We start from the raw sequence: 21,218 nt of genomic DNA on the forward strand, positions 1-21,218 counted from the left end.
TAAGACCATCGCCTCTGCCGCCGGACCCGATCCCGCGGCGCTCTCCTGAAAAAGACACGCGGTTCGATCTGGCGGCTCCTTCGTCATGCAGGAGCTTTGACCATGTATACGCCACCGCCCTTCAAGCCTGACCGTGCCGCGAGCCTTGCCTTCGCGGAAGCGCGTGGTTTCGGCATGGCCTGCGCGTGGGACGGCGGCAAGCCGATCGCCTCCGCGCTCCCGTTCTACTTGACTTACGCCGCCGACGGGACGCCGCGGGCGCTGTTTCATGTTGCCCGTCACAATCCGCTGGTAAAGCTGGCGGGCGGGTCACCTTGGCTGCTGGCCGTTACCGGCGCCGACGCCTATGTTTCGCCGGACTGGTACGTGTCACCCGATCAGGTGCCGACCTGGCTCTATCAGGCGGTGCATCTGACCGGGCCGGTGCGGACGTTGTCGGATGACGAGCTTGCCGTTCAGATCGACGCGCTGAGCGCCAAGTTCGAGGACCGGCTGCTGCCGAAAAAGCCGTGGGTGTCGGGCAAGATGACCGCCGCGAGGCTGGAAACCATGAAGAAGGCCATCGTGGGTCTCGAGATGATGGTGGAAGAGGTGGAGGGCAGCTTCAAGCTGAACCAGCACAAGTCTGAAACCGATTTCGCGGCGGTCGGCAACACGCTCGCTTTGCAGGCCGAACCCGGTGCCCAAGACATCGCGGCCTTGATGCGCGAGGTGCGCCCGCAGGCTTTCGCGCTGATACAGACCGAGATGACTACGCTTCCGAGGAGCGAGCAATGACGAAGAAGAAAATCGGAATTTTGGGCGCGTCCGGCTACACCGGCGCCGACGCGGTGCGCCTGTTGGCGCGGCACCCGAATGCCGAAATCACCGCGCTTACCGCTAACACCCATGCCGGCAAGACGATGAGCGAGGTGTTTCCTCACTTCTTCATGCTCGACCTGCCAAAACTCGTGGAATGGGAAAAGGTCGACTGGACGCGGCTCGATGCCGTGTTCTGCGGACTGCCGCACGGGACGACGCAAGAGATCATCGCCGCGGTGCTGAAAGCCAATCCCAGAATCAAGATCCTCGATATGTCCGCGGATTTCCGGCTGCGCAACAAAGACAGCTACGCGCAATGGTACGGGCATGAGCACCGGGCGCTCGAATTGCAGGACGAGGCGGTCTATGGGCTGACCGAACTCTACCGGGAGGAGGTCACGGCCGCGCGGCTGGTAGCCTGTCCCGGCTGCTATCCGACGGCGGTGCTGCTGGCGCTTGTTCCGCTGGCGAAGGCAAAGCTGATTGACGTCGACGACATCATCATCGACGCAAAGTCGGGCGTCACCGGCGCCGGACGCGGACTGAAGCAGAACACGCTGTTCAGCGAGGCCGGCGAAGGGTTGTCGCCCTATTCGATCGGAAGCCATCGACACTCGGCGGAGATTGAGCAGGAGATTGGCGCGGCCGCTGGCTCGGCTGTGACGGTGAACTTCACCCCGCATCTCATTCCGATGGCGCGGGGTGAGTTCTGCACATCCTATGTCAAGCTCAACGGGGCTACGCCGGACGATTTGCGCGCCGAGCTGGAAAGGGCCTACGCCAACGAGCCGTTCGTATATGTGACGAAGAAGGGTGTGCTGCCACAGACGCAGAACGTGCGTGGTTCGAATTATGTTCAGATCGGCGTCGTCGCCGACCGGATCAAGAACCGCGCCATCGTGCTCTCGACGCTCGATAATCTTGTGAAGGGTTCGGCCGGACAGGCGATCCAGAACATGAACCTGATGTTCGGCTTGCCCGAAACCACCGGACTGGAGCAGATCGCGCTGTTTCCATGAGCGGGGGTTGTTGTCGCTGGCGAGGGGCGCTCAATCTAAGGATAACTGCTTATCCCCGTTGGCGGCGCAGGCGCGGCCAGATGTGTTAAACGAAACGAACGAGCTCGAAAGGAACGTGCCATGACCCTCACCGACACCAACCAACCGAAAACCAGGAGCGGTGCGACCAAGGCCACCGTGTTCGTCGATGGCGCGTCCGGCACGACCGGCCTCGGCATCCAGGAGCGGCTGCTCTCGATCGGCGACGTTGCGGTGAAGCACATCGCCGAGGACAAGCGGAAGGATGCCGGCGCCAAGCGCGCGCTGATGGAGGAGGTGGATCTCGTGATCCTCTGCCTGCCTGACGAGGCCGCCAAGGAGACTGTGGCGCTGATCGACACGATGGGCAATGCCGCGCCGAAAGTGCTCGACGCCTCGACGGCCTATCGCGTTGCGCCCGACTGGGCCTACGGTTTTCCTGAGCTCGCGCCCGACCAGGCCGACAAGATCCGTAACGCGAAGAAGGTCTCCAATCCGGGTTGCTATCCGACCGGCGCGATCGCGCTGCTGCGGCCGATCGTCGATGCCGGCGTGCTGCCGGCGGATTATCCCGTCACCGTCAACGCGGTGAGCGGCTATTCGGGCGGCGGCAAGTCGATGATCGCCAGCTTCGAGGACGGCTCGGCGCCGGCCTTCGAACTCTACGGCCTCGGCTTCGAGCACAAGCACGTTCCGGAGATGCAGCTCTATTCGCACCTGACGCGAAGGCCGATCTTCATCCCGTCGGTCGGCAACTACCGGCAGGGCATGCTGGTCTCGGTGCCGCTGCAACTCGACGCGCTGCCGGGCAAGCCTGATGGTACCGATCTGCAAGCGACTCTGGCGAAATGGTACGCCGGCAGCAAATATGTCTCGGTGATGCCGCTGCAGAACGAGGCCGCCAAGGGCGGGCGGCTCGAGCCGGAGGCGCTCAACGAGACCAACCAACTCGAGCTCTACGTCTTCGCCAGCGACAAGCACCACCAGGCGGTGCTGGTCGCGCGGCTCGACAATCTGGGCAAGGGCGCCTCGGGTGCCGCGGTCCAGAACATGCGGCTGATGCTCGGGCTGGCCGACAGCTGACGGCGACGCGGATCGTGGACGACGCCACGCTGCAGTTCTATCGGCGCAATGCCGAGGCCTATGCCGGGTGGGCGAAAGCCCCGTCCACCCGGCTGATCGGCTTTCTGAAGCTGCTGCCGCCGGGCGGCGCGATCCTCGAACTCGGCTGCGGCGCCGGCAATCATGCCGCCGTCATGCTCGCCGAAGGCTTTGTGCTGCGTGCGACCGACGGGTCGCCCGAGATGGCCGAGGTCGCGGCGCGCCGCATCAAACATCCCGTCGAGGCGATGCTGTTCGATGAGCTCGAGGACCGCGAAGCCTATGACGGCGTCTGGGCCAGCGCCTGCCTGCTGCACGTGCCGCGCGACGAATTGGCCGACATCATCGGCCGCATCCATCGGGCGCTGAAACCCGGTGGCGTTTTCTACGCGAGCTACAAGATCGGCCATGGCGATGGCCGCGACAGCATCGGCCGCTACTACAATTATCCCGCGGCGGACTGGCTCGCTGCGACCTACGCCGCGTCAGGGGCGTGGACGCAAGTCTCGTCCGACACCAGCGAGATCAAGAGCTTTGACGAGGCGCCCGCGACGATGCTGCACATCGTGGTGCGCAAGGGCGGGTAGTTGAGGCCGCGCCGGCGCGGCTGTCGCCGCAACCGGCGGGAATATCTGGATCAGAGGACCTTGAAGATCGCGAGCGCCAGCACCGCCTGGGCGAGGAAGCCGACCGTAAAAGCCAGGGTGCGGAACACCGGCAGGCCGAGCGTGTACACGATCAGGTGTGCGACGCGCGCCCAGAAATAGACGGCGCAGGCGAGCACGGTCCACTTGGTGGAATAGTCGGCCGCATTGAGGATCAGGACCAGCGGCGCGAAGATCACGAGGTTCTCGACCGCGTTGTCATGGGCGAACATCAGCCGGTTGGCCCATTCCGCGTGCGGCTTGTCGTTGCGCGAGGGGTTGCCCATGGCGGCGGAGAGGCCGCGCACCTGGCAGCGGTTGATGATGTAGGGGATCCACAACAGCCCGGTCAGGATCACCGTCAGTGACAGCCAGAACAGTTCGCGCGTCATCGTCTCCCCCTCACGTGAATTCGATTCCCGACCGTCGGGACCGTCTGTTTATAGCTGAGCGGAAGAGTTGGCGCTACGCGCGGACGCGGACATAGCTGCCCGGGGCGTCCTCGAGCACCTGCGTGCCGTTGGAGCCGACCATGCGCGCCGGGACCGTCTCCGGGTCATGGCTTTCCAGCCAGCCGCGCCAGTCGGGCCACCACGAGCCCTTGTGCTCCTCGGCTCCCTTCAGCCAGTCGGCGAGCTTCATGTCCTTGATGTTGTCGTTGGTCCAGTACTGGTACTTGTTCGACGCGGGTGGATTGACCACGCCGGCGATATGGCCGGAGCCGGACAGCACATATCTCACCGGGCCGCCGAAGAACTGCGAACCGTAGAGCACCGATTCCGCCGGCGCGATGTGATCCTCGCGGGCGGCGAGGTTGTAGACCGGCACCTTCACCTTCGACAGATCGAGCAGCGTGTTGTCCAGCACCATGGTGCCGGTCGACAGCCGGTTCTCCAGATAGCAGTTGCGCAGGTAGTAGGAGTGGTTCGACGACGGCATCCGCGTCGCATCCGAATTCCAGTGCAGCAGGTCGAACGAGGACGGCGTCTGGCCTTTCAGATAATTGTTCACGACATACGACCAGATCAGGTCGTTCGAGCGCAGCATGTTGAAGGCCATCGCCATCTTGCTGCCCTCGAGCACGCCGGATTCCTGCATGTCGCGTTCGAGCGCCGAGATCTGGTCCTCGTCGACGAACACCAGGAGATCGCCGGCATGGGTGAAGTCGACCTGCGCGGCAAAGAACGTCGCCGACGTCACGCGCTGGCGGCGCTTCTCGGCGAGATAGGCGAGCGTCGAGGCGAGCAGGGTGCCGCCGACGCAATAGCCGGCGGTATGCACCTTCATCTCGCCGGTGACCTTCTCGATGACGTCCATCGCCGTCAGCGGGCCTTCGGTCATGTAGTCGGCCCAGGTCTTCTTGCCGAGCTCCTTGTCCGGATTGACCCAGGAGATCACGAACACCGTGATGCCCTGGTCGACGCACCATTTGATGTAGGATTTCTCGGGGCGCAGATCGAGGATGTAGAACTTGTTGATCCAGGGCGGCACGATCAGCAGCGGCGTGCGCAGCACGTTCTCGGTCGCCGGCGAATACTGGATCAGCTGCATCAGCTCGTTCTGGAAGATCACCTTGCCCGGCGTCGTCGCCATGTTGACGCCGACCTCGAGATTGCTCGAGTCGGACTGGCGGATCCGCAGCGTGCCGTGGCCGGCCTCGATATCCTCGGCCAGCATCTTCATGCCGCGCACCAGATTGTCGCCATTGGTCTCGACGGTGGCGCGCAGCACCTCCGGATTGGTCAGCACGAAATTCGACGGCGCCAGCGCGTTGGTGATCTGCTGGACGTAGAATTCGGCCTTCTTGCGCGTGTGGGGATCGATCCCGTCGGCGTCATGGACCAGCTGCTGCGCCCATTTCGCGGTCAGCAAATAGAGCTGCAGGATGAAGTCGAAGAACTGGTTCGACTTCCATTCCGGATCCTGGAAGCGCTTGTCGCGCGGGGCCGGGGCGATCGCCGGCTTGGCATCGGCCTCGCCGGCCATGCGGCGCACCGCCGAGCCCCAGAGATCGAGATAGTCCTTGCCGAGCTGCATCTGCAGCGACGAGGCGCGCTCCTTGTCGGACAGCCAGTATTCGGCGATCACGCTGAAGGTCTTGATGACCTCACCGAGCTCATTCGGCGGCTTGTCGCGGACTTCTCCGGTCTGGCGCGGCTTGAGATAGGCTGCCAGCGCCTGGCCGCTGCTCTCCATCGCCCGCGCGATGTTCATGGCGAAGGCTTCGGCGTTGAATTTCGGGGTGGCCTGGGTGTCGGTACTAACGTTGCTCATCTGAGGTACAATATCGCGTCGTTTGGAGGGCGTCATCGCGCGGTGCGGCAACGCAAATCAGTCAAAATCCAGCATTTCGCTCTGTTGCGGTGCGAGAAAAAATCTTTGTTCCGTCATATTGAAGCCTCAGGGGTCGCTTTTGGTGTTCCCGCTTTAAGCGTTTCGGGCGACAATGGTTTGAAACGCTAAAGTCGAAATTAACGCAGCGGGACGCTGCAAGGCTCGTACCAGTGCGACCCGTGTCGGCAACGTGCGACGTGCGCGCTAGCTTGTTGGGGACAATTCGGCGCATGCCGATCGATCGAATGAACAGGGGGCTCGCGGCCGCAGTGCTGCTCGCGTCGTTGGTGGCGCTGAGCGGGTGCTCGAGCACGATCGCCGATATGACGATGCCGGCCGATGCGCCGGCGCGCGAGAAGGACGCCGCCGGCTACCTGCCGGTCCATGATCTTCCGCCCGACCGCGCCGACCCGACGATCAAGCCGGCGGACCAGGCCAAGATCGAGCAGGAGCTCATTGCCGCGCGCGCGCGCCAGGCCTCGACGGCTGCCCAAAGCGGGAAGTAGCGCCCGACAAACGGCCGATCAGCGCTGGCGCCGCCCGGTGTCCGTGCTAAAAGAAACCCAGTTCAACCGCAGATCCGGCCGCAGCCCCCAGATCGTGCGCCTGAATTCGCTCTAAGTCATTGATTCAGTGCGATTTCTGTCAGAGGCCGAGCCGGCTTCCGCAAACTACGCCAAGGGGGTCGATTCTGGCATCGCGGTTGTCGGAGCAAGGGTCCCATGGAAGATTTTTACCGCATTCGCCGTCTGCCGCCTTATGTCTTTGAGAAGGTCAACCAGGCCAAGGCGGCCGCGCGCAACGCCGGGGCCGACATCATCGACATGGGTATGGGGAACCCGGACCTGCCGACCCCGCCGCATGTGATCGAGAAGCTCAAGGAGACGCTGGGCAAGCCGCGGACCGACCGCTACTCGGCCTCGCGCGGCATCAACGGCCTGCGCAAGGCCCAGGCCGCCTATTATGCGCGCCGCTTCGGCGTCAAGCTCAACCCCGACACCCAGGTGGTTGCGACGCTCGGCTCGAAGGAGGGGTTTGCCAACGTCGCGCAGGCGATCACGGCGCCGGGCGACGTCGTGCTGTGCCCCAATCCGAGCTACCCGATCCATGCCTTCGGCTTCCTGATGGCGGGCGGCGTGATCCGCTCGGTGCCCTCGGAGCCGACGCCGCAGTTCTTCGAGGCGGTCGAGCGGGCGATCATCCATTCGATCCCGAAGCCGATCGCGCTGATCGTCTGCTATCCGTCGAACCCGACAGCCTACGTCGCGGACCTCGACTTCTACAAGGATCTCGTCGCGTTCGCGAAGAAGCACGACATCTTCATCCTGTCCGATCTCGCCTATGCCGAGGTTTATTTCGACGAGAACAATCCGCCGCCGTCGGTGCTGCAGGTGCCCGGCGCGATCGACGTCACCGTCGAGTTCACCTCGATGTCGAAGACGTTCTCGATGGCCGGCTGGCGCATGGGCTTTGCGGTCGGCAATGAGCGGATCATCGCGGCGCTGGCGCGGGTCAAATCCTATCTCGATTACGGCGCGTTCACGCCGGTCCAGGTGGCGGCGACCGCGGCGCTGAACGGTCCCGACGACTGCATCCGCGAGATGCGCGACACCTACCGCAAGCGCCGCGATGCGCTGGTCGAGTCATTTGGTCGCGCCGGCTGGGACATTCCGCCGCCGCAGGCCTCGATGTTCGCCTGGGCGCCGCTGCCCAAGGCGTTCGAGGCGGTCGGCAGCATGCAGTTCGCGACCCTGATGGTGGAGAAATCCGGCGTCGTGGTGTCGCCCGGCGTGGCGTTCGGTGAGCATGGCGAGGGCTATGTCCGCATCGCGATGGTGGAGAACGAGCAGCGCATCCGGCAGGCTGCGCGCGGCGTGCGCCGCTTCCTTGAAAGCGGCATCGAAACGTTGCACAACGTCGTTCCTCTCGCCAACCGACGCTAATCCTTCCAGGTTGCTTAATCTCCAGGTCCCTTAAATCCATGGTCGCACCCCTGAACGTGGGCATAGCGGGGCTCGGCACCGTCGGTGCCGATGTCGTCCGCCTCATCGAAACGCAAGGACGTGCGCTGGCCGAGCGCAGCGGCCGCGGCGTTCGCGTCGTCGCGGTCACGGCGCGCTCGAAAGCCAAGAAGCGCGGCCTCGACCTGCGCGGCATCGCCTGGGCGAAGAGCCCCGAGGCGCTCGCCGAAGATCCCGATATCGACTGCTTCGTCGAATTGATGGGCGGCGCTGGAGATCCCGCGCTGTCCGCGATCGAGACCGCGCTGAAGGCCGGCAAGTCGGTCGTCACCGCCAACAAGGCGCTGATCGCCAAGCATGGACTGCGTCTCGCCGCGGCTGCCGAGAAGCATGGCGGCGCGCTGAATTTCGAGGCGGCGGTCGGTGCGGCGATCCCGGTCATCAAGACGCTGCGCGAGGGCCTCGCCGGCACCAGCGTCAACCGCGTCTACGGCATCCTCAACGGCACCTGCAATTACATCCTGACCCGGATGGAGCAGGAGGGCCTATCGTTCGAGGAGTGTCTGAAGGACGCCCAGCGTCTCGGCTATGCCGAAGCCAACCCGTCGTTCGACGTCGATGGTCATGACACCGCGCAGAAGCTCGCGATCCTGGCCAGCCTCGCCTTCGGAACCAAGGTTGCGGAAAGCGCGGTTTACGTCGAAGGCATCTCCTCGATCACGCCGGAAGACCTCAAGGCCGCCGCGGAACTCGGTTACCGCGTCAAGTTGCTCGGCGTCGCGGTGCGCACGGCAAAGGGCATTGAACAGCGCGTGCATCCGACCATGGTGCCGAAATCATCCTCGATCGCGCAGGTGATGGGCGTCACCAACGCTGTCGCGATCGACGGCGAGGGGATTCCGCCGATCACGCTGGTGGGGCCGGGCGCCGGCGGCGGCGCGACGGCCTCCGCCGTGGTCGCCGACATCGCCGACGTCGCCCGCGGCATCCGCGCCAAGCCGTTCGGCCGTCCGGTGGAGCGGTTGCGCGACACCACCAAGGCGCCGATGGAACGCCATGAGGGTGGCTATTATATCCGCCTGATGGCGCGCGATCTTGCAGGCACTGCCGCAACAATCGCCACCCGGCTGGCGGAACAGAAGATATCTCTGGAATCCATCGTGCAACGGCACCCGGATGGCGTCGATGTGAACGGTGCGGCCAAAAAACCTTCACCGGTCCCGGTCATTCTGATTACCTATGCGACCAGCGAGGATGCCGTGCATCGTGCGCTGGCCGCAGTGCAGCGCGATAAGGTCATCAGCGGCCGGCCGCAGGTGATCCGGATCGAGAAAAACTAGCGCATGGCCTGAACGGGTCGGGCGTGAGACGATTGATGCGGGCAGGCTGGCCTGTCCCAGAGGCTTAAGGAGTACGCCGATGTCGACCCATATTTCCGTTCCGCCGCAGATGCTGCTCGAGCGCATCCTGACGCTCGAAATCGTGCGCGTGACGGAGCGCGCGGCGGTGTCGGCCGCGCGGCTGCGCGGCCACGGCCAGGAGAAGGCCGCCGACAAGGCCGCGGTCGACGCGATGCGGCGCGAGCTCAACAAGCTGCCGATCGAGGGGACGGTCGTAATCGGCGAGGGCGAGCGCGACGAGGCGCCGATGCTGTTCATCGGTGAGAAGGTCGGCCTCAATGCCGGCCCCAAGGTCGACATCGCGGTCGACCCGCTCGAGGGCACCACGCTGTGCGCCAAGAACATGCCGGGCTCGATCGCCACCATGGCGATGGCCGATGGCGGCACGCTGCTGCACGCGCCCGACGTCTACATGCAGAAGATCGCGATCGGCCCGGGCTACGCCAAGAACGTGATCGAGCTCGACGCGCCGCCGGCCGACAATGTCCGCCGGCTCGCCAAGGCCAAGGGCGTCGACCCGACCGCCATCAACGTGCTGGTGCTCGATCGTCCGCGCCATGCCGACATCATCAACAGCGTGCGTTCGACCGGCGCTGCCGTGCAACTAATCACCGACGGCGACGTCGCCGGCGTCATTCACTGCGCCAAGCCCGATGAGACCGGTGTCGACATGTATATCGGCACCGGCGGTGCGCCCGAGGGCGTGCTCGCGGCGGTCGCGCTGCGCTGCATTGGCGGCCAGATGCAGTGCCGCCTGATCCTCGACACCGAGGAGAAGCGCGAGCGCGCGCACAAGATGGGCGTCACCGATCCGAAGATGATCTACGGCATCGAGGACATGGCCAAGGGCGACTGCCTGTTCGCCGCTACCGGCGTCACCACCGGCTCGCTGCTGACCGGCGTGAAGTTCAAGAAGGACGTGATCGAGACCGAGACGGTCGTGATGCGCTCGGTCACCGGCACCGTGCGCTACATCAAGGCCGAACATCGGCAGCTTGAGAAATTCCACCTGGATTGAGGACGAGCCTACAACAACCGTCATTCCGGGGCGCGCGAAGCGCGAACCCGGAATCTCGAGGTTCCGGGTTCGATGCTTCGCATCGCCCCGGAACGACGGACCAAAAACAACAACAAGGGAGACGCGCATGTCCGATCTGTCCGGGGTCAAGGCGCTGGTGTTCGACGTGTTCGGGACCGTGGTCGACTGGCGCACCAGCCTGATCAACGACTTCACCAGATGGGGCGAGACGCGCGGTATCAAGGCCGATTGGACGGCGCTGGTCGACGGCTGGCGCGCGGTCTATGCGGCCTCGATGGACGAGGTGCGCAAGAACCCGCAGAACGGCTACGTCATCCTCGACGTATTGCACCGCCGCTCGCTGGAAAAACTCGTCGCGCAATTCGACATCAAGGGGCTGAGTGAGGCCGATTTGCAGCATCTGACGCTGGGCTGGCATCGCCTGCACGGGTGGCCCGACAGCGTCGCCGGCCTGACCCGGCTGAAGACCAAATACATCATCTCGCCGCTCTCCAACGGCAACGTCGCGCTGCTCACCAACATGGCGAAGTTCGCAGGCTTGCCCTGGGACCTCGTGATGTCGGCCGAACTGTTCGAGCACTACAAGCCCGATCCGGAAACCTATCTCGGCGCCGCGAAGCTGCTCTGCCTGCCGCCGGAGCAGGTGATGATGGTCGCCGCCCACAATTACGACCTGAAGCACGCGCAGAAGCTCGGCCTGAAGACCGCCTTCGTGGCGCGTCCGACCGAATACGGTCCGCTGCAGAAGTACGATTTCGAGGCCACCGGCGAGTGGGACATCGTGGCCAAGGATTTCGGGGAAATCGCCAGCCGAATGGGCTGCTAGAACTGGTCCACAAATCATCGAAGCGTTACGATTCCTGCCGGACGCATCGGCCCTGATTGGATCAGGACCGATGTTCCGGATTTTTGTTTGACGCGTTTTCTTCACGCGAACCGGTGCCCACTTCGCTTGAAAACGCTCTGTTCGGAAGGGCTCATGACGCTGCACGCATCCGCACTGCCCGTCGAGGCGCCACAGGCGTTCCTCGGCGTGACGCGGTCGCTGACCGGAAAACTCTGGCGCGACCGGCTGGATGCGCGCGGGGCGGCGCGGGCGCTCGCGATCGTGCAGCGCTATCAATTGCCGGAAATGCTGGCGCGCGTGCTGGCGGGGCGCGACGTCGGGATCGACGAGGTTCCCGACTTCCTCGACCCGACCATCCGCAAGCTGATGCCGGATCCTCACACGGTCACCGAGATGGAGCACGCGGCCAAGCGCATCGCGGATGCCGCGGTGCGCGGCGAGAAGGTTGCGATCTTCGGCGACTATGATGTCGACGGTGCGACCTCGGCCGCGCTGCTGACCTGGCATCTGCGCCATTGCGGGCTGGACCCGCTGATCCACATTCCCGACCGCATTTTCGAAGGCTACGGGCCGAACGTCGACGCCGTGCGTGCGCTGGCGGCGAAGGGCGCGACGCTGCTGGTCACGGTCGATTGCGGCACCACCAGCATCGAGCCGCTGTCGGAAGCCAGGAAGCTCGGGATGTCGGTCGTCGTGATCGATCATCACCAGACCGGCGATGTGTTGCCCGAGGTCGACGCACTGGTGAATCCGAACCGGCCCGACGATCTCTCGGGGCTCGGCCATCTCGCAGCGGTCGGCCTCGTGCTGGTGACCTTGGTCGCGGTGAATCGCGAACTGCGCCAGCGCGGCTTCTGGACCGGCGAGATGCCGGAGCCCGACCTGCTCAGCGTGCTGCATCACGTCGCGCTCGGCACCGTTGCCGACGTCGCGCCGCTGATCGGGCTCAACCGGGCCTTCGTCGCCAAGGGCCTGATCGCGATGCGTCGCCGCGACCATGTCGGCCACACCGCGCTGATGGATGTCGCGCGCCTGAACGGCCCGCCGGAGGCCTGGCATCTCGGCTTCATGCTGGGACCGCGCATCAATGCCGGCGGCCGGATCGGGCGCGCCGATCTCGGCGTGCGACTATTGCTCGAAGGCGATATCTCGGAAGCTGCGCGGATCGCGGCCGAGCTCGATCGCCTCAATGCCGAACGGCGCGTGATCGAGCAGGCGGCCGAGGCGCAGGCCGAGGCCGAGGCGCTGGCTTCGCTCGGGCTCGAGGACAAGGGCGCTGTCATCGTCACCGCGGCGGAAGGCTGGCATCCCGGCGTGGTCGGGCTTGTGGCGGCGCGGCTGAAGGAGAAGTTCGCGCGTCCTGCGTTCGCGATCGCGCTGGAGCCCGGCGGCATCGGCACCGGATCGGGCCGCTCGATCGGCGGCGTCGATCTCGGGAAGGCGGTGCGGCAGGCGGTGCACGACGGCCTTTTGATGAAGGGCGGCGGGCACGCGATGGCGGCCGGCGTCACGCTGCGCAAGGAGAAGCTCGCCGAATTCCGCGCTTACATGGAGAGCGCGCTGGCGGCCGACGTCGCCAATTCGCGGCACGAGAACGAGCTGTTCATCGACGGCGCCGTGACCGCGCGCGCGGTGACGCCGGAGTTCGCCGCGACACTCAATCGTGCTGGCCCGTTCGGCAGCGCCAATCCGGAACCGGTGATCGCGCTGCCGTCGCATCAGCTGGTCTATGCCGACGAAGTCGGGCAGGCGCATCTGCGGCTGCGCTTCAAGTCAGGCGACGGCTCCATCGTCAACGGTATCGCGTTCCGTTCCGTCGGACAGAAGCTCGGCAGCGCCTTGACGCAAAATCGCGGCCAGCAATTGCACGTGGCGGGCTCTCTTGCGGTCGACCGTTGGCAAGGCACCGAACGTGTGCAATTCCGTGTCCTCGACGTCGCGGTGCCGGATCAGGGCCCGACGGTGATCCGATAAGAAACGTTGGGAGAGGACATGTCAGGACAGGTTGAAGGCAAGGTTGCGCTGGTGACCGGCGGCGCATCGGGCATTGGCGAGGCCATCGTTGAATTGCTCGCGCAGGAAGGCGCGACCGTTATTGCGACCGATATCGATGAGTTGAGGGGACCCGAGCTCGCCGCGCGGCTCACCAAGGCCGGGCGGAACGTGACCTTCTTGCCGCAGGACGTCACCAGCGAGGAGCGCTGGATCGAAATCATCAGTGAGATCGGCAAGCGCCATGGCCGCCTCGATATCATGGTCTCGAATGCCGGCATCGGCATCGGAGCGCCCTCGATTGTCGAGATGTCGCTCGCGGACTGGCGCCGCCAGACCGCCATCAATATCGATGGCGTATTCCTGTCGGTGAAGCACTCGCTGCCGCTGATGCGCAAGCATGGCGGCGGCTCCATCATCATGATGTCGTCGCTGGCCGGCCTGCGCGGCGCGGCGACGCTCTCCGGCTACAGCGCGACGAAGGGCGCGGTGCGGCTGTTCGCCAAGTCGATCGCGATGGAATGCGCGCAGATCGGCGACGGCATCCGCGTCAACTCGGTGCATCCCGGCATCATCGACACGCCGATCTGGGGCAAGATCCCGACCGGCGCGACCGGCGCCGGCCAGAACGCGCCGATCGATCCGGAGGAGCGCGCGAGGTTCGCCACACCGCTGGGCCGCGCCGGCCAGGCCATCGAGATCGCCCAGGGCGTGCTCTATCTCGCTTCCGACGCGTCGCGTTACGTCACAGGCAGCGAGCTCGTGATCGACGGCGGCATGAATGCCGGCGGCGTCGTGCGGCAGCCTGCGAGCCGGTAGGAGCGAACTGTCGTAGCCCGCATGAGCGGAGCGATATGCGGGAAATGCGTCCCCGGGTATCGCTTTCGCTCACCCGGGCTACGCGGATCGCATGATGGCTAGCCGCCTTGGCGCAACCGCGCCAGCACCTTGAGCCCGCCGTAACCATCGGCGGGCAACAGGCCCGTCTTGATTTGAAAATCCTTGATCGCCTTCATGGTGTCGTTGCCGACGCGGCCGTCGGTGCCGCCGGTGTCGAAGCCGGCCTTGGTCAGCCGCGTCTGCATCTCCTGCACCTCGGCGAGCGTCAGCGCGCGCTCCGAGCCCGGGAAGGGTTGGATGAAGGGCGGCCCGCCGAGGCAGCGATCGCCGAGATGGCAGATCGCCAGCGCGTAGTTCATCGACGGGTTGTAGCTCTTCACCGAATTGAAGTTCGGACCGAGCAGGAAGGCCGGGCCGCCCGAGACGGGGATCCACAGTTGCGCTGATGCGTTCGGCTGCGGAAACGGCTGGCCGTCGGCTCTGACGACGCCGGCGCTGGCCCAGGCCGCATAGGTGCGGCTGCCGCTGCCGCCGCCGCCGGGCGCGCGGACCTCGTAGCCCCAATGCTCGCCGCGGTGCCACTTGCCGCGGTTGACGAGATATTTCGCGGTCGAGCCCAGCGCGTCGTCGGGCCGGCCGAACGGCGAGACCTTGCCGTCGCCGTCATAGTCGAAGCCGACATTGAGCCAGACTTCCGGCATCCACTGCGAATGACCCATCGCGCCGGCCCAGGAGCCGTTCATCTCCTGGGGCGTGCTCCAGCCGCGCTGCACGATCTTCATCGCGTTGATCAACTCGGTCTCCCAATAGGCCTTGCGACGCGGCTCGTTCCAGGCGAGCGCCGCCAGCGAGGGAAACACCGGCGTCATGTGGTTCTGCTGCACCAGCGGATCGCCATAGGCCGACTCGACGCCCCACAGCGCGAGCAGCGTGCCGCGCTCGACGCCGAAATCGCGTTCGATCCGGCCGAACAGCGCCTCGTTCTTCTTCAGCGCCTCCTTGCCGTGAATGACCCGCCAGTCGGAGACGCGGCGGTTGATGTACTGCCAGATCTGCTCGTGGAATTCAGGCTGGTTGCGCATCTGCCTGAACACGCTCATGTCGGGCTCGATCCGCCCCATGCAGCGATTCCAGGTCGCCTCCGAAATGCCCTTGGCGAGCGCGCGAGCGCGAAAATTGTCGCGCCACTGGTCGAAGCCCGGAGGGGCGGCCGCGAGCGCGCCGAGCGGATTGACGAGCACCACGCCGGCCGCGAGCCCGGCCTTAAGGGCGGCGCGGCGGGCAGGGGATTTCGGAGAATCAGGCTGTTTCATCGGGCCAGTGTAGCGGCGCCGATCGGGTGAGCCAAAAGCCACGCCGCCGCAGGAGCTATGTGTCTTGCAAATCTGTGGCGATTTTTGACAGCCATTGCCGGACAATTTGCTCCGACCTCGCGTCGAGGCTAGCGGCGAGCCGCCGCTCCTGGGCCTGGGCGATCTGCCGGCATTTCTCCAGCAGCGCGGTTCCATGGCCGGTCAGGGTCCATTGCAACACGCGGCCGTGGACGGGGTGCGGCGTCTTGCCGATCGCGCCGTCGCGCTCGAGGTTGCGGATGATCACGCTCACGGTCTGCGGGGTCAGCAGCGCGACGCGAGCCAGATCGGCGCCTGAGAGCCCCGGATAGGCTTTCAGCATCGTCAGCACGACGAATTGCGGCGAGGTGACGCCGAGCTGTCCCAGCTGGCGCTCCATCGACAGCCGCGAGGCCGCGTGGGCCTGACGCAGCAGATAGGCGAGATAGCCCTGCTCGCCGCGCTTGCCTTCGCCCGGCGCCGGAACGGAAGGGGCGAACATGACGTCGCCTGCGCTCGATCCCGCATTCGCTGCGGCCCGTCGACCGGCGGCTTTTCCGACCGGGCGCCGCTCGGCGGTGCCCGATTTGCCTCGTTTCCGCATTGCCGCCATGTCGCGTGCTGCCGCCTTTGCCGATGCCCGCATCTTGCCGACGATATCAGAGCTCTGATAATATCTCAGTACACTGATAACATGAGGCCAGGCCAATGTCACATGCCCGCAAGGAATACACCGACTTCGAGAAGCTCGCGCCCGACGTCTTCGCCGCGGTGCGCGCGCTCGGCCAGTTCGCGGCGAAGGCCGGCCTCGACAAGCAGCTGCTCGAACTCGTCAAGCTGCGCGCCTCGCAGATCAACGGCTGCGCGTTCTGCGTGCAGTATCACATCCTGCAGGGCGAGAGCCTCGGCGTGCCCGCCGACAAGCTGAATCTCGTCGTGGTGTGGCGCGAGGCACCGCAGTTCACGCCGCGCGAGCGCGCCGCGCTGGCCTGGACCGAAGCGTTGACGACCCTGCCGAACGGCGTCAGCGACGAGGTCTATGCGCAGGCCACCACCGAATTCTCCGAGCAGGAGCTGACTTACCTGACCTCGGCGATCGCATCGATCAATGTCTGGAACCGGTTCGGCGCGGCCTATCGCTGGACGCCGCCGCCGCGCCGGCAGCGTGCGGACGCGGCGGCTTCGTAACGTCGAGGCGGATCAAACGGCAACCGACAGGGAGAAAAGCAATGACCTCGATGGCAATGACACCATCCCTTCCATTCGCGCGGCCGCCGCGGCCGGTCGCGCTGGCCGTGATCGCGGGACTGGCCTCCGCCTTCGTGATCGGCAAGGCAGTGCCGACCCCGATGGACGCGATCTCTTCTGTGATCGCGCCGCTGTGCGCCAGCGCCAATGCGGCGTCACCGCTCGACAAGGTCGAGGTCATCACCTCGCACGCGCTGCCCAATGTGGCGGGCAAGCGTGTCACGGTGGTGCGCGTGTTCTATGGTCCCGGCGGCTTCACGCCGCCGCACCGCCATTCCGGTTCGGTGACTGCCTACATCACCAAGGGTGAAATCCGCTCCCAGCTCGGCGACGGGCCGGTCGAGACCTTCAAGGTCGGCCAGTCGTTCTTCGAGCCGCCGGGCTCGACCCACATGGTCTCGGCCAATGCGAGCACGACGGAGCCGGCGGAACTGATCGCGGTGTTCGTGGCGGACGAGGGCGCGCAGCTGACCACGATGCTCGAATAGCGATCGGTTGGGCGCTCGTTTCTGCAAGACGTGCGCACTGGACCAGTTTGGTGCCCAGTTCGCGTGAAACTGGACCTTGCGCGCAACGGGGCGTGTCGATTGATTGCACGACACGTTGCGGCGACGGTTGCCGACGAGGGACAAATCGATGATCAGCCTGAAGGGGCTCTCTGCCTTCCCGATAACACCTTCGAGCCGGGATGGGCGGGTCGATGTAGGCGCGCTCCGCGCCTTGCTCGACCCCTTGATTGCGGCGAAGGTGGATTCGGTCGGGCTGCTCGGAAGTACCGGCTCATATCCCTATTTCAGCCGTGATGAGCGGCGGCGCGCCGTGCAAGCGGCCATCGCCTCGGCGGCCGGCAACACACCAATACTGGTTGGCATCGGCGCACTGCGCACCGACGATGCGGTGCGGCTGGCTCAAGATGCGCGTGATGCCGGCGCGACGGCGGGCCTGTTGGCGGCGGTTTCCTATACCCCGCTAACCGATGACGAGGTCTTTGAGCATTTTCAAACCGTGGCCCGCGAGAGCGGGTTGCCGATCTGCATCTATGACAATCCCGGAACGACTCATTTTCAATTCACGCCGGCTCTCATCGGCCGTCTGAGCCGGGTCGAGGGAATCGTCGCGGTGAAAAGTCCGGCGCTGGATGCTTCGACCGTGGCGGGCCATCTCAGGGAATTGCGGGCTGTGGTTCCGGACGGCGTTGCGTTGGGTTACAGCGCCGACTGGAATTGCACCGAGGCGCTGCTGGCGGGCGGAGATACCTGGTACAGCGTTGTCGCAGGAATCTTCCCGAAGGTCTGCGTGGACATCGTTCGCGCCGCGAGGAGCGGCGATGCGGCCCGGGCGCGAGAGTTCAACGCGCGTCTGCAGCCGATTTGGGATCTGTTCAGGACATATTCCAGTCTGCGTGTTGTCTACGCACTTGCCAATCTCAGAGGGGTCTGCGCGGCCGAGCCTCCACGTCCGATATTGCCGCTGCCCGCGGACGCTCAGAGGCGCGTCAAGGAGGCGTTGGCTGCGATGGAGATCGACTGATCGCAACCACGGCGGAGGGCGCTAGATGCCGGCGCGCGCCAGCGGGTCGCGGCCGAACCGGTTGTCACCCTTCGATCCCGGCAGCACGCTCAGCGTTGCGACGAGCGCCAGATAGGGGACCCAGTATTTGACGTGCAGCGCGGCGGCGAGGTGGGGAACGGCGAGGATCGTCAGCGCCCACCAGCCCGAGACGTTGAGGTCGTGCAGCCGCTTCACCAGGATCGCGGCGAACGGCCACAACGACAACATGAGCAGCAAGCGCAGGACGGACAGGTCGTCGGCGGGCGGGCTGCTGTCATAATACCGCGGACCGTGGTCGAGCCTTACGCCGATGCGAATGATGAGCATGTCGACCAGCACGAGACCGAAAAATCCCAGGCCGAATTCCTGCCGGCTGATGCGGCCTTTCACCGAAAGAAAGAACCAGCGGAAGGTCGAGAGCATGCTTGGTTGTGGTCCAGCCTGAATGGGCATCTGATAGAGACTTGCGTCCGACGGTCAAAGCGGGACAGGTTCCCGCGGATTGCTGCTTCCATCATGATCATTCAAGCTGGCAATTGTCGCCGCGACATGGCGCGCATCGATGCGATTCCGAATGGAACCTGCGGTGGGCGTTTGCACAATTTCGGAATAATGGAATAATGCCGCTGATTTGCCCGACGTGTCAAGTTGTCGTGTCGAACGACGGCAGCCGCCGGCTACTTTGCATGGGGTTGTTTTCGATATTTTGGCAGTGCGCCCCGAACCGGTGTCCCCTTCGCTCGACAACACTCTAATTGCCGCCGCCTTCCTGGGTGTCGATGCGATGCACGACGTCGTCGGGCAGGGCATGGGCCACGGCGGCTGCAAGCCCGGGCTCCGGTCCGATCTCGCGGCCGCGGCCACGGATCAGCCGCTCATAGGCCGACACCAGCGTGGTGTAGGGATTGACCCACAGCCAGCCGTCGCGCGTAAACAGCTGGACGTCGAAATGCAGATGCCGCGATGTGCCGTTGGGGTGGTCGAGATAGTTCGAGACCACGCCGATCTTCTCGCCCTCGCTGACGCGGCGTCCGTTGAGCAGGCCGTCTGCATCCATCACTGACGGGTTCATGTGCATGTAGCGGAAGCGGACATGCTCGGTGCGGGTGTTGACCTGCAACGTCGCGGCCTGCTGCTGCGCCGAGCGGATCACGATACTGTCGCGCACCGCAACGACCGCCTGCTGCTTGGGGTCGCAGCCATCTTTGCTGTCGACAGGACATGCGCCGGGGCGGATGTCCTGGCCCTGATGGCCGTAGCCGCTGGCGCATTGGCCGACCTCGAAGCTGCGCGCCTCGCAGAAATTGTCTTGCCAGGGATACGTGTCGATGGCCGCGCCGGGCTTGCGCTTGGCGAAGGATTGCGAGTGGGCGAAGGCCGGCGCCTTCTCGAGCGGAAAACGGATCTGCGAATAGACGGTGAAGTCGGCGTGGCCGCCTTGTTGCCTGCGGCCGCCGCTGCCCGCGACGATGTCGCCGCTCGGGTGGTAGGTGAAGTCGGCGGATTGCGCGGCCGGCCGCTCGGCGATGTCGGAGGCGACGTCGCTGCGTGGCCGTGACGGCTGGCCGCCGACAATGCGCAGGGCCCTCAGAAACCGCTCGGCGACCGGATAGGCCTCGCGGCAGGCCAGCCGCTTCGGCCGCGGCGCGCTGTCGAGGCACTGGATCGAGACGACATAGGGAATTCCGAAGCGGGTGAAGGCGTAGCGGACATAGCCCTCGCGAATGAAGCGGCGCAGGTCCGGAAACTGCGCGGCCAGCGTCCTGACCGGCTCGCCCTTGCCGCCGAGCCGGTCGGCGAGGTCGTAAACCAGGATCGAGCCGGAAATCTGCACCTCGACCGGCTTTGCAAATGTCCGCGGCGGCAGGCCGTCGCCGGCGCCGGGGTCGAGCGAGAACACGGCATCGTAGCCCGATGCACCGGCATGGAAGAAATCGACCGCGCGGAAGTCGGCCTGGTAGCGCGCGATCGACAGGCTGTCCAGCGCACCGTTTTGCCGCGCGTCGAGATAGCTTGCGGGGTCGAGCGGCAGCAGCACCGGGATCGGGCTCTGCGCAATGCCGGGAAACAGCGGCGCTGTCACCGCGTTCAACTGCACCAGCGCAGGCGTCGCCCGCGGATCGGTGGCGGGCACGCGGCGCTGGCCTGCGAAAGTGAAGCCGGCGGCGATGGCCGGGCGGCTGCCGATCTCCTGCCGCAGCTGGTCGAGCACGGCGCGCCATTCGACCCGCATGGCCGAGATCGATGGCGTTCGGAATTCGTCGGCATGGGCGCCGGGAAGAGGCGAGAGCAGGGCTGCCAGCCAGCAACTGACGAAGCTGACCACCTTCCTGTTCACTGCACACCCCGGGCTCATGTCGGATCGCCCGTAAGACTAAAGCAAGTTCCGGAAAAGTGTGTAGCGGTTTTCGCTAAAGTTGATGCTTAACCAACAAGTTGAGGCGCGGTGACGATTCATTTCAAATCCCACCGCGCCTCAAGCGCTCAGTCCTTGGCGCGTTCGACGTAGGAACCGTCTTCGGTCATGACCACGATGCGCGTGCCCGTGGTGATGTGCGGCGGCACGCCGGTGCGCAGGCCGTTGGACAGCATGGCCGGCTTGTAGGACGAGGAGGCGGTCTGGCCCTTGGTCACAGGCTCGGTCTCGACCACTTCCAGCGTCACGCGCTGCGGCAGCTGGATCGCGACCGGGTTGCCCTCGTGCATCGAGAGCTTCACGGTCATGTTCTCCTGCAGATACGGCGCGGACGAGCCGACGATCTCCTTGGAGACCTGGACCTGGTCGTAGTTGTCGTTGTTCATGAAGTGGAAGCCGTCGCCATCTTCATAGAGGTAGTTGTAGTTGTGGTCCTCGACGGTGGCCTTCTCGACCTGGTCGGTGGTCTTGTAGCGCTCCGAAACCTTCACGCCGTCGCCGATGCGGCGCATTTCGATCTGGCTGACCGGGGTGCCCTTGCCGGGATGGATGTTCTCGGCGGACAGGACCACATAGAGCTTGCCGTCCTGCTCGATGACGTTGCCCTTGCGGATGGAACTGGCGATGACTTTCAAAGGTGTTTTCCTGAATTTGAGAGCCTAAGGGCGCCAACCGG

Annotated in this window: 22 protein-coding genes; 15 read left to right on the forward strand and 7 right to left on the reverse strand. The window is 65.1% G+C overall.

What is annotated here, in order from left to right; translation table 11 throughout:
- Positions 1 to 102: 102 nt before the first annotated feature.
- The 4 genes from ACVMB1_RS11775 (at position 103) to ACVMB1_RS11790 (ending at position 3,526) form a co-directional block, all read left to right on the forward strand.
- Positions 103 to 777, forward strand: coding sequence for an FMN-binding negative transcriptional regulator (locus ACVMB1_RS11775; RefSeq protein ID WP_076828700.1), 675 nt, complete (start codon positions 103 to 105; stop codon positions 775 to 777).
- Positions 774 to 1,820, forward strand: coding sequence for an N-acetyl-gamma-glutamyl-phosphate reductase (gene argC, locus ACVMB1_RS11780; RefSeq protein ID WP_057018591.1), 1,047 nt, complete (start codon positions 774 to 776; stop codon positions 1,818 to 1,820). Before ACVMB1_RS11775 ends, argC (ACVMB1_RS11780) begins: the two co-directional genes overlap by 4 nt.
- Positions 1,821 to 1,940: 120 nt before the next feature.
- Positions 1,941 to 2,921, forward strand: a complete 981-nt coding sequence (gene argC / locus ACVMB1_RS11785; protein WP_076828697.1) for an N-acetyl-gamma-glutamyl-phosphate reductase — start codon at positions 1,941 to 1,943, stop codon at positions 2,919 to 2,921.
- A 14-nt stretch (positions 2,922 to 2,935) separates the two neighbouring features.
- The gene (locus ACVMB1_RS11790; protein ID WP_057018589.1) at positions 2,936 to 3,526 is read left to right on the forward strand and encodes a class I SAM-dependent methyltransferase; all 591 of its coding nucleotides are present in this window, start codon (positions 2,936 to 2,938) and stop codon (positions 3,524 to 3,526) included.
- Positions 3,527 to 3,576: 50 nt separating this feature from the next.
- On the opposite strand, the gene ACVMB1_RS11795 is transcribed toward ACVMB1_RS11790, so the two are convergent.
- Positions 3,577 to 3,975, reverse strand: coding sequence for an MAPEG family protein (locus ACVMB1_RS11795; protein WP_076828695.1), 399 nt, complete (start codon positions 3,973 to 3,975; stop codon positions 3,577 to 3,579).
- A 73-nt stretch (positions 3,976 to 4,048) separates the two neighbouring features.
- Positions 4,049 to 5,857: a PHA/PHB synthase family protein gene (locus ACVMB1_RS11800; RefSeq protein WP_076828693.1), complete on the reverse strand. Its 1,809-nt coding sequence runs from the start codon at positions 5,855 to 5,857 to the stop codon at positions 4,049 to 4,051.
- A gap of 290 nt (positions 5,858 to 6,147) precedes the next feature.
- Here ACVMB1_RS11800 and ACVMB1_RS11805 point away from each other — a divergent pair, with 290 nt between their 5' ends.
- From ACVMB1_RS11805 to ACVMB1_RS11835, 7 genes are all read left to right on the forward strand, one after another.
- Positions 6,148 to 6,423, forward strand: a complete 276-nt coding sequence (locus ACVMB1_RS11805) for a hypothetical protein (protein WP_057018586.1) — start codon at positions 6,148 to 6,150, stop codon at positions 6,421 to 6,423.
- A gap of 216 nt (positions 6,424 to 6,639) precedes the next feature.
- Positions 6,640 to 7,860 (forward strand): LL-diaminopimelate aminotransferase, encoded by a 1,221-nt coding sequence (locus ACVMB1_RS11810; protein ID WP_016842955.1) that lies wholly within the window; start codon positions 6,640 to 6,642, stop codon positions 7,858 to 7,860.
- 38 nt (positions 7,861 to 7,898) lie between these two features.
- The gene (locus ACVMB1_RS11815; RefSeq protein ID WP_057018585.1) at positions 7,899 to 9,218 is read left to right on the forward strand and encodes a homoserine dehydrogenase; all 1,320 of its coding nucleotides are present in this window, start codon (positions 7,899 to 7,901) and stop codon (positions 9,216 to 9,218) included.
- A 79-nt stretch (positions 9,219 to 9,297) separates the two neighbouring features.
- On the forward strand, positions 9,298 to 10,296 hold the full coding sequence (gene glpX / locus ACVMB1_RS11820; protein ID WP_050420275.1) for a class II fructose-bisphosphatase: 999 nt from the start codon (positions 9,298 to 9,300) through the stop codon (positions 10,294 to 10,296).
- 127 nt (positions 10,297 to 10,423) lie between these two features.
- Complete coding sequence (locus ACVMB1_RS11825) at positions 10,424 to 11,143, forward strand: haloacid dehalogenase type II (protein WP_057018584.1); 720 nt, start codon at positions 10,424 to 10,426, stop codon at positions 11,141 to 11,143.
- A 153-nt stretch (positions 11,144 to 11,296) separates the two neighbouring features.
- Entirely contained in the window at positions 11,297 to 13,138 is a 1,842-nt protein-coding gene (recJ, locus tag ACVMB1_RS11830) for a single-stranded-DNA-specific exonuclease RecJ (RefSeq protein ID WP_141341090.1), read from the forward strand.
- A gap of 18 nt (positions 13,139 to 13,156) precedes the next feature.
- Positions 13,157 to 13,975 carry an SDR family NAD(P)-dependent oxidoreductase gene (locus tag ACVMB1_RS11835; protein ID WP_076828684.1) on the forward strand — a complete coding sequence of 273 codons (819 nt, stop codon included), beginning with the start codon at positions 13,157 to 13,159 and terminating at the stop codon, positions 13,973 to 13,975.
- 98 nt (positions 13,976 to 14,073) lie between these two features.
- Here ACVMB1_RS11835 and ACVMB1_RS11840 read toward each other — a convergent pair whose 3' ends face one another.
- Together ACVMB1_RS11840 and ACVMB1_RS11845 are read right to left on the reverse strand one after the other, a co-directional pair.
- A complete protein-coding gene (locus ACVMB1_RS11840) occupies positions 14,074 to 15,309 on the reverse strand; it encodes a lytic murein transglycosylase (protein WP_141341091.1) in 1,236 nt (411 codons plus the stop codon).
- Positions 15,310 to 15,364: 55 nt separating this feature from the next.
- On the reverse strand, positions 15,365 to 15,829 hold the full coding sequence (locus ACVMB1_RS11845; RefSeq protein WP_246786882.1) for a MarR family winged helix-turn-helix transcriptional regulator: 465 nt from the start codon (positions 15,827 to 15,829) through the stop codon (positions 15,365 to 15,367).
- Here ACVMB1_RS11845 and ACVMB1_RS11850 point away from each other — a divergent pair.
- The 4 genes from ACVMB1_RS11850 to ACVMB1_RS11865 all read left to right on the forward strand — a co-directional run bounded on the left by ACVMB1_RS11850 (position 15,828) and on the right by ACVMB1_RS11865 (position 18,105).
- Positions 15,828 to 15,998, forward strand: coding sequence for a hypothetical protein (locus ACVMB1_RS11850; RefSeq protein ID WP_456814398.1), 171 nt, complete (start codon positions 15,828 to 15,830; stop codon positions 15,996 to 15,998). The genes ACVMB1_RS11845 and ACVMB1_RS11850 overlap by 2 nt on opposite strands.
- Before the next feature lie 37 nt (positions 15,999 to 16,035).
- Positions 16,036 to 16,515 (forward strand): carboxymuconolactone decarboxylase family protein, encoded by a 480-nt coding sequence (locus tag ACVMB1_RS11855; RefSeq protein WP_057018579.1) that lies wholly within the window; start codon positions 16,036 to 16,038, stop codon positions 16,513 to 16,515.
- A gap of 41 nt (positions 16,516 to 16,556) precedes the next feature.
- A complete protein-coding gene (locus tag ACVMB1_RS11860) occupies positions 16,557 to 17,063 on the forward strand; it encodes a cupin domain-containing protein (protein ID WP_141341094.1) in 507 nt (168 codons plus the stop codon).
- 148 nt (positions 17,064 to 17,211) lie between these two features.
- Positions 17,212 to 18,105, forward strand: a complete 894-nt coding sequence (locus tag ACVMB1_RS11865; protein ID WP_141341095.1) for a dihydrodipicolinate synthase family protein — start codon at positions 17,212 to 17,214, stop codon at positions 18,103 to 18,105.
- A 21-nt stretch (positions 18,106 to 18,126) separates the two neighbouring features.
- Here the strand turns inward: ACVMB1_RS11865 and ACVMB1_RS11870 are convergent, their stop codons facing one another.
- The 3 genes from ACVMB1_RS11870 to efp all read right to left on the reverse strand — a co-directional run bounded on the left by ACVMB1_RS11870 (position 18,127) and on the right by efp (position 21,177).
- Complete coding sequence (locus tag ACVMB1_RS11870; protein WP_159109549.1) at positions 18,127 to 18,549, reverse strand: DUF805 domain-containing protein; 423 nt, start codon at positions 18,547 to 18,549, stop codon at positions 18,127 to 18,129.
- Between the two features lie 328 nt (positions 18,550 to 18,877).
- Positions 18,878 to 20,482: a M23 family metallopeptidase gene (locus tag ACVMB1_RS11875; RefSeq protein WP_141341097.1), complete on the reverse strand. Its 1,605-nt coding sequence runs from the start codon at positions 20,480 to 20,482 to the stop codon at positions 18,878 to 18,880.
- Between the two features lie 128 nt (positions 20,483 to 20,610).
- Positions 20,611 to 21,177, reverse strand: a complete 567-nt coding sequence (gene efp, locus ACVMB1_RS11880) for an elongation factor P (protein ID WP_016844580.1) — start codon at positions 21,175 to 21,177, stop codon at positions 20,611 to 20,613.
- Positions 21,178 to 21,218: the final 41 nt, after the last annotated feature.

This window comes from Bradyrhizobium sp. USDA 4504, from assembly GCF_054063995.1.